Annotated in this window: 10 protein-coding genes and 1 tRNA gene; 10 read left to right on the top strand and 1 reads right to left on the bottom strand. The window is 58.1% G+C overall.

Translation table 11 applies throughout. From position 1 onward, the window contains the following. A partial coding sequence (locus H5U36_00375) for a hypothetical protein (GenBank protein MBC7216644.1) occupies positions 1-170 on the bottom strand: 170 nt, incomplete at its 3' end. 381 nt (positions 171-551) lie between these two features. Between H5U36_00375 and H5U36_00370 the strand changes: the two genes are divergently transcribed. From H5U36_00370 to H5U36_00325, 10 genes are all read left to right on the top strand, one after another. Next, positions 552-947, top strand: coding sequence for a metallopeptidase family protein (locus H5U36_00370; protein ID MBC7216643.1), 396 nt, complete (start codon positions 552-554; stop codon positions 945-947). 6 nt (positions 948-953) lie between these two features. Beyond that, positions 954-1,145 carry an HD domain-containing protein gene (locus H5U36_00365; GenBank protein ID MBC7216642.1) on the top strand — a complete coding sequence of 64 codons (192 nt, stop codon included), beginning with the start codon at positions 954-956 and terminating at the stop codon, positions 1,143-1,145. An 87-nt stretch (positions 1,146-1,232) separates the two neighbouring features. Then, positions 1,233-1,415: a hypothetical protein gene (locus H5U36_00360; protein ID MBC7216641.1), complete on the top strand. Its 183-nt coding sequence runs from the start codon at positions 1,233-1,235 to the stop codon at positions 1,413-1,415. A gap of 68 nt (positions 1,416-1,483) precedes the next feature. Beyond that, a complete protein-coding gene (locus H5U36_00355) occupies positions 1,484-1,666 on the top strand; it encodes a ferredoxin (GenBank protein ID MBC7216640.1) in 183 nt (60 codons plus the stop codon). 44 nt (positions 1,667-1,710) lie between these two features. Beyond that, positions 1,711-1,787: transfer RNA gene (locus H5U36_00350), tRNA-Glu, on the top strand. Between the two features lie 139 nt (positions 1,788-1,926). After that, positions 1,927-3,447 carry a xylulokinase gene (gene xylB / locus H5U36_00345; GenBank protein ID MBC7216639.1) on the top strand — a complete coding sequence of 507 codons (1,521 nt, stop codon included), beginning with the start codon at positions 1,927-1,929 and terminating at the stop codon, positions 3,445-3,447. Positions 3,448-3,457: 10 nt separating this feature from the next. After that, a complete protein-coding gene (locus H5U36_00340; GenBank protein ID MBC7216638.1) occupies positions 3,458-4,450 on the top strand; it encodes a carbohydrate kinase in 993 nt (330 codons plus the stop codon). Continuing rightward, positions 4,447-5,382 (top strand): 1-phosphofructokinase family hexose kinase, encoded by a 936-nt coding sequence (locus H5U36_00335; GenBank protein ID MBC7216637.1) that lies wholly within the window; start codon positions 4,447-4,449, stop codon positions 5,380-5,382. The genes H5U36_00340 and H5U36_00335 overlap by 4 nt, the downstream gene beginning before the upstream one ends. Before the next feature lie 18 nt (positions 5,383-5,400). Beyond that, positions 5,401-5,940 (top strand): ribosome-associated translation inhibitor RaiA, encoded by a 540-nt coding sequence (gene raiA / locus H5U36_00330; GenBank protein ID MBC7216636.1) that lies wholly within the window; start codon positions 5,401-5,403, stop codon positions 5,938-5,940. A gap of 2 nt (positions 5,941-5,942) precedes the next feature. Beyond that, complete coding sequence (locus tag H5U36_00325; GenBank protein ID MBC7216635.1) at positions 5,943-6,617, top strand: hypothetical protein; 675 nt, start codon at positions 5,943-5,945, stop codon at positions 6,615-6,617. The last annotated feature ends 44 nt before the right edge of the window (positions 6,618-6,661 follow it).

The raw sequence follows: 6,661 nt of genomic DNA, 5'->3' as shown, positions 1-6,661 counted from the left end.
ACCCGGACACCACGACTTTTAAGCTTTTCAATCACCTCCTTTTCCGTTCCCCACGCCTTGGAATTCCGGAAGATGCTCCGTTCTGTAATCTCCTTCTCGAACACCTCACCGTCCACCCACCCGGCAAAAATCCTCCGTCCTTCGACTTCCGTAAATACCGGTTCACGCATTGCTCATCCCCCTTTATCAACTGTGTGTGACTATTATACCCCCAAGCTTACATGATGTAAACATAGAGTGAACAGAGATTTCTGCCGCAGGAATGGGGTGCTTCAGCCCGGTCGTTAGCCAGAGGGGTAGCAGTGGGGGTTTCAGGAGTGTGCCGGATATCTCAGGGGAAGGGGGGTCGCTTGTTCCAGGTGCGGCCGGGCGGAGTTAACTTCGGAGCCTGGGCTATGGGGGAAAGTGGATGAGGAGGACGTCGTGAGAGAACCCGATGTCCACTGCGCTAAGGAGTGTATTTACCTGTGGGGATTGTGGCCATCCTTGCCGGCACCGGGAAAAGCCAGGACCTCTTGAAGGGGGCTTTGTCCTTGCGGGGGTGGTAGGGGATGTCCCGGCGTTTCCCCCGGAGCCGGGTTCGCAGCGGTATAATAGGGGCGATGAGCGACGAGGAGATAGTGGCCCTGATTCTTGAGGAGGTTCTCCTGGAGCTTCCTTCCTCTCTTCGGGAAACCCTGAGGAACGTGGAGTTCGTCGTGGGGGATCTTGGGGTATCCTACCTGGGCCTCTACCACGGGGTGCCGCTCCCAAAGAGGGGATCGCCCGGGTACACCTTTGTCCTTCCGGACCGAATCGTCATCTCCCCGAAGAGCATCCGGAGGGTTGCCCCATCTGAGGAGGAATTCCGGAAGAAAGTCCGGGAGGTTATCCTCCACGAGATAGGCCACTACTTTGGCTTTGGGGAAGAGGAGCTCTGGCGCCTTTTCAGGGGCAGAGAGGAGTGAGAGGAGGTGGCCCGAGTTTTCGAAAAAGACCCCTTTATGCTTGAGCATACCAAACGGGTGTTTGAGTTCGTTCGGGAAATCGCAAGAGAAACTCCTCTTTCCGAAAAAGAGAAGAGAATCGCCGAAATCGCTGCCATTTTCCACGATGTGGGGATTGAGGAGGCGGAACGGAAGTACGGCTCCCGGGAGGGATGCTAAGAGCATCTTGAGGGGCCACCGATTGCCCGGAGAATCCTGGAAGGCGAGAAAGAGGAAGAAGACGTCCTGGAGCGGGTCCTCTTCATCGTGGGGCACCACCACGATTTCTCCGCCATTGACGGTATGGACTTTCAGGTTCTTGCTGAGGCCGACATCCTGGTGAATGCCCTTGAGGGGAAAATACCGGGGGAAGTTCTCCTAGAGCTTGTCGGCCGGGTTTTCCGCACCGAAGCCGGCAGGAGAGAGGCGCAAAAAATCCTCGCGAGGTAGAAAATGCCTCCCTCCTTTGTTATAATCTCTCCTGGTTTGCATTTCACCTACAAGGGAGGAGATACGCTATGGCACTCCGAGTGGATGAGGAGCTCTGTATCGGCTGCGAACTCTGTGTCCAGATTTGCCCTGACGTTTTCGAAATGAACGCCAACGGCAAGAGCGTGGTGAAGGAAGGCGCGGACGTGAACGCAAGCTGTGTCGATGAGGCCATCGATTCCTGTCCCACAAGCGCCATTATCAGGGAGTAGGTCTTGCCTTTTTGACTTTCTTTCTGTACAATAGGCTTGCCTGCGCCCCCATCGTCTAGCCAGGTTAGGACATCGCCCTTTCAAGGCGACGGCAGCGGTTCAAATCCGCTTGGGGGCGCCAGGGTGAGCTTCGAGGATCCCCTCCTTTGGCCCCAGGAGACTCGGGTTCTGCCCGCCGTTTCTTCCTCTTCCGCCGGTATTCGGAGTGCCCTCAGTTTATGGTACAATCCTTGGAGAAGCTTCTGGAGGTGAGGGAGGGTATGGAGTACTTCCTCGGGATTGACGTAGGCACAACCGGATGCAAGGTCGTCCTCATCGATGAAAGGGGAGAGCTCAGGGGGAAAAGTGTCTCCGAATATCCCCTCTACACGCCCCGCCCGAACTGGGCAGAGCAGAATCCAGAGGACTGGTGGCAGGGAACCCTGAAGGCCTTGAAGAAGGTCTTTGAGGTCTCGGGAGTGAACCCGAAAGACGTCGCTGGAGTTGGCCTTACCGGGCAGATGCACGGTTCGGTCTTCCTTGATGCGAAAGGGGAGGTTCTCCGCCCGGCAATTCTCTGGTGCGATCAGCGGACCGCCCGGGAGTGCCAGGAAATCACCGAGCGGGTGGGGCTTGAGCGCATTATGGCCATCAACTGCAACCCCGTTCTTCCGGGGTTCACCGCGCCCAAGATCCTCTGGGTTAAGAACAACGAGCCGGAGGTTTACGCAAAAATCGCCAAGGTCCTCCTTCCCAAGGACTACGTCCGCTTCAGGCTCTCCGGGGAGTTTGCCACTGACGTTTCCGATGCTTCCGGGACTTCGCTCTTTGACGTTCCCAGAAGAACCTGGTCCCAGGAGCTCATCCAGGCCCTTGATTTTTCTCCCTCCTGGTTCCCTCCCTCTTTTGAGTCCCCGGAAGTCACCGGCCGAATCCGAAAAGACGTTGCCGAGAGTTTGGGGATGCGGGAGGACGTCATCGTCGTGGCCGGTGGGGGAGACAATGCGGCGGGGGCAATCGGCACGGGCATTGTAAAGCCGGGGCTTGTTTCGGCAAGCCTTGGGACCTCAGGAGTCGTCTTTGCCTTCAGCGATGAGGTCCGGGTGGACCCAAAGGGACGGGTCCATACCTTTTGCCACGCGGTGCCGGGAAAGTGGCACGTTATGGGAGTCATGCTCTCGGCGGGCGGGTCCCTGCGCTGGTTCCGGGATGTCCTGGGGCTTGAGGAGAAGAACATGGCCCTCCTCCTCGAAAAGGACGCCTATGAGCTCCTCAGCGAGGAGGCGGAGAAGTCCGTTCCGGGAGCAGAGGGGCTTCTCTTTCTCCCCTACCTCACGGGGGAGCGGACGCCCCATGCCGATCCCTTTGCCCGGGGCGTTTTCTTCGGCATCACCCTCAAGCACCGCAAGAACGATCTCGTGCGGGCGGTGATGGAGGGCGTAACCTTTGGCATGCGGGACTCCTTTGAAATCATAAGGGAGATGGGCATTCCCATTGAGGAGGTTCGGGCCATAGGTGGAGGGGCCCGGAGCCCGCTCTGGCGAAAGATCCAGGCCGCCGTCTACCAGGTTCCCCTTTTCGGAGTCAAGGTGGACGAGGGGCCGGCTTTCGGGGCAGCGCTTCTTGCCGCCGTCGGGAAGGGAGCCTTCCGGGACGTTGCGGAGGCCTGCGCAAAAGCGGTGGCAGTCACCGAAAAGGTCCTCCCCGATAGTAATCTTGTGGCCCAGTACGAGCGCTTGTATCGCATCTGGCGGGAGCTCTATCCGGCGCTTGCTCCCTTCTACCGAAGGATTGCCGAGTGAGGTGAGGACTTTGGTGTCCCTTGAGAAAAAGGCCATATGCCTTGGTGAGCTCCTCATCGATTTTGTTTCCACCGTGAACGGTGTGGCCCTCAAAGACGCCCCGGGGTTTGAGAAGGCCCCAGGGGGAGCGCCGGCAAATGTGGCGGTTGGGCTTGCAAAGCTTGGCATCGAAACCTACTTCATCGGGAAAGTCGGCAAAGACGCCTTTGGGGAATTCCTCCGGGAAACCCTGGCCCGAAACGGCGTCAACACGAAGTTCCTCACCATGACTGAGAAAGCGAAAACCACCCTCGCTTTTGTCTCCCTCACCAAGGAAGGAGAGCGGGATTTCGTCTTCTACCGGGATCCGGGAGCGGACACCCTCCTTGATCAGAGTGACATCGATGAGGAGTGCTTCCGGGGAAGCGGGGTCTTCCACTTTGGGTCCATCACCATGACGCACGAGCCCTCTTGCAGCGCAACGCTCAAGGCCCTGGAATTAGCCCAGAAGTACGGGTACCTCATCTCCTTTGATCCGAACCTGAGGTTGCAGCTCTGGAAGGACCCCGAAGAGGCGAGATTCAGGATGCGCCAGGGAGTGGAGAAAACCCACGTCCTCAAGGTGAACGAGGAGGAGGCCCGGTTCATCGCGGCAAGCGAGGACCTCGAGAAAGCCTTGAGCTTCTTGCGGGAGCGCTACCGCGTTCCCCTTATTGCCGTCACCTTAGGAAAGAGGGGATGCCTCATCCTCTCTGGTAGAGAACGCCTTGAGGTTCCGGGGTTTTCGGTGGCCACAGTCGATACCACCGGGGCTGGAGATGGCTTTGTGGCTGGACTCTTGAGTTCGCTGTACATGTTCTGGAAGGACATCCGGGATGGGAAGGAGATTCCCCGGGATGTCCTGTACCAGGCCGCCCGTCGGGCCAACGCCGTGGGAGCCCTGACGACGACAAAGAAAGGGGCCATCCCTGCCTTACCCACTCAAGAAGAGGTGGAGGTCTTCCTCAAGGAGCAGGGGGCATGATTTTCGTCGTCTGCGCCAACCCGGCCCTGGATCGGTTGCTCGTCCTTGACGAGGTTGTTCTTGATGAGGTGCACCGGGCTCGGGAGGTTACGGTAACTGCCGGGGGCAAGGGAGTCAACGTCGCCCGGGCCATCCATACGCTCGGTGGGGAGGCAAAGCTTCTTCTCTTTCTCGGTGGAAGGGTGGGGGAGATGCTGAGGGAGTGCCTCGAAGAAGAGGGCCTTGAGTACTTTTCCTTTCCCCTGGAGGAGGAAACCCGAATCACCACCGTGCTCCACGAGAGGAGAACCAGGCGCCACACCGTCATTAACGAGCCGGGTCCTCTTGTTCCCCTGCGGGTGGCCTCTCAGGTTCTTGCCTTTTTGGACGAGCACCTTGGAAGGGGAGACTACCTCGTTCTTTCCGGGTCCCTTTCCCGGGGGATGCGCCTTGACTTCTACGCCGAGTGCACCCGCAAAGCCAGGGCAAGGGGAGCTCTCGTTGTCGTTGACACCTCCGGGGAACCCCTCCGGAGAGCTTTGCAAAACCCCCCGTTTATGGTAAAACCAAATGTGAGGGAAGCGGAAGAGGTCCTGGGTTTTCCGATTCGCTCCTTTGAGGACAAGCTCAGAGCCCTTTCCCTTTTTGAGGAGCGAGGCGTCGAGTGCGTTGTGCTCTCTGACGGTCCTCGGGGAATCGTGGCGAGCTTTTCGGGAAAGCGGTGGGTGGTGCGCCTGCGGGATGCCTTCCACGGTGAGTACTTCATCGGTTCGGGAGATACTCTTGTGGGTGCGATGGTTCTGCGCCTTTCTCAGGGGGCTCCTTTTGAGGAGGCTCTTCGTTTTGGGACGGCCTGTGGCCTTGCGAACACCTTTCTGGAAGGTGCGGGGGTTTTCGACCCAAAGATGGTTCCTCGCTGCGAAGAGCACGTTCTCGTGGAGCCGATTCCATAACGTGGGGAGGTTGGAGGCATGGAAATCGTTGTGCGAGGAAAAAACGTTGAGGTAACGGAGCTCATTCGGGACCACGTGACGAAGAAACTCGCCAAACTCGAGCGCTTCTTCAAGCGGATTCTCGACGCCACGGTCCACTTCTACTCCGAGCGCGGCCGGATACGGGTTGAGGTAACCATGACGGCAAGTGGGGTGGTGCTCCGGGGAGAGGGAGAGGGTCCGGACTGGAGGACGGCTTTCGATGAGGTCCTCGAGAAGCTCGAGCGCCAGGTGAAGCGCCACAAGGAGAAGCTGGAACGGAGGGGGCTCCTCAAAAAGGAGGAGCTCGTTGCCCTTGAGGGAATCCCTGGGGAAGAGGAGAGAGAAACCACCATTGCCGATCGGGTGGTTAAGGTGAAGGAGTTCGTGCTCCGTCCCATGAGCCTTGAGGACGCCATTCTCCAGATGGAACTCCTTGGCCACACTTTTTTTGTCTTCAAAGACCTTGATAAGGAGAAAGTCCAGGTGGTATATAAGAGGAAGGACGGAAACTACGGTCTCATCGACCTTGTGTACTGAAGATGACAAAGCTCGACTTGAGAGCCCTGGAAAAAGCCATCGAGTGCCTGGACGGGGTCCTCAACGCAAAAGTTGTGGGCGACTCAAGCATTGAAGAGGTCCACGTCCTTGCCCGTTCGACGAAATCCCCCAAGCTCCTCGTTCGGGATATCGAGACCCTCCTCAAAGCCCGCTTTGGTATCGACATCGACCACAAGAAAATCAGCGTCGTCACCTTTGACGTTGAGGAAGAAACGAAGTGGTTTGTGCCCCGTCTGGTCCTCTGGGGCCTTGGGTGGAAGAAGACCCCCGATGCCGTGGAAGTCGAGGTTGAGGTGAAGCTCGGGGAGCGAATCTACAAAGGCGTGGCCACCGAGAGTGCCTCTCGGGTTCGAAGCCACGCTTTCTTAGTAGCCAAAGCGACGCTCAACTGCCTCAACCAGATTGTGGGGGATACGCTCTTCATGCTCCACAACGTTTCCACGCACCACTTAGGGGAAATCGAGGTCGTTCTCACCTTCGTGGACTACGCCCGGGGAGGGGCACGGAAAGAAGAGGATCTTCTCGTCGGCACAGCTTTAGTGCGGGAGGATATCTACGAGGCCGTTGCCCGGTCGACTCTTGATGCCGTTAACCGGAAACTCGTTTTCCACATAGAGCGCTTCGAGGAGGAGGGTGGGCCAACAGTTTCTTCGTAACCACGAGCGGAGCGGTGGCCATCCCCGAAAAGCGGAAGGGGATG

The organism is Candidatus Caldatribacterium sp. (assembly GCA_014359405.1).
Taxonomy (GTDB): Bacteria; Atribacterota; Atribacteria; order Atribacterales; family Caldatribacteriaceae; genus Caldatribacterium; species Caldatribacterium oleiphilum.
This window is presented reverse-complemented; position numbering and strand designations above follow the sequence as displayed.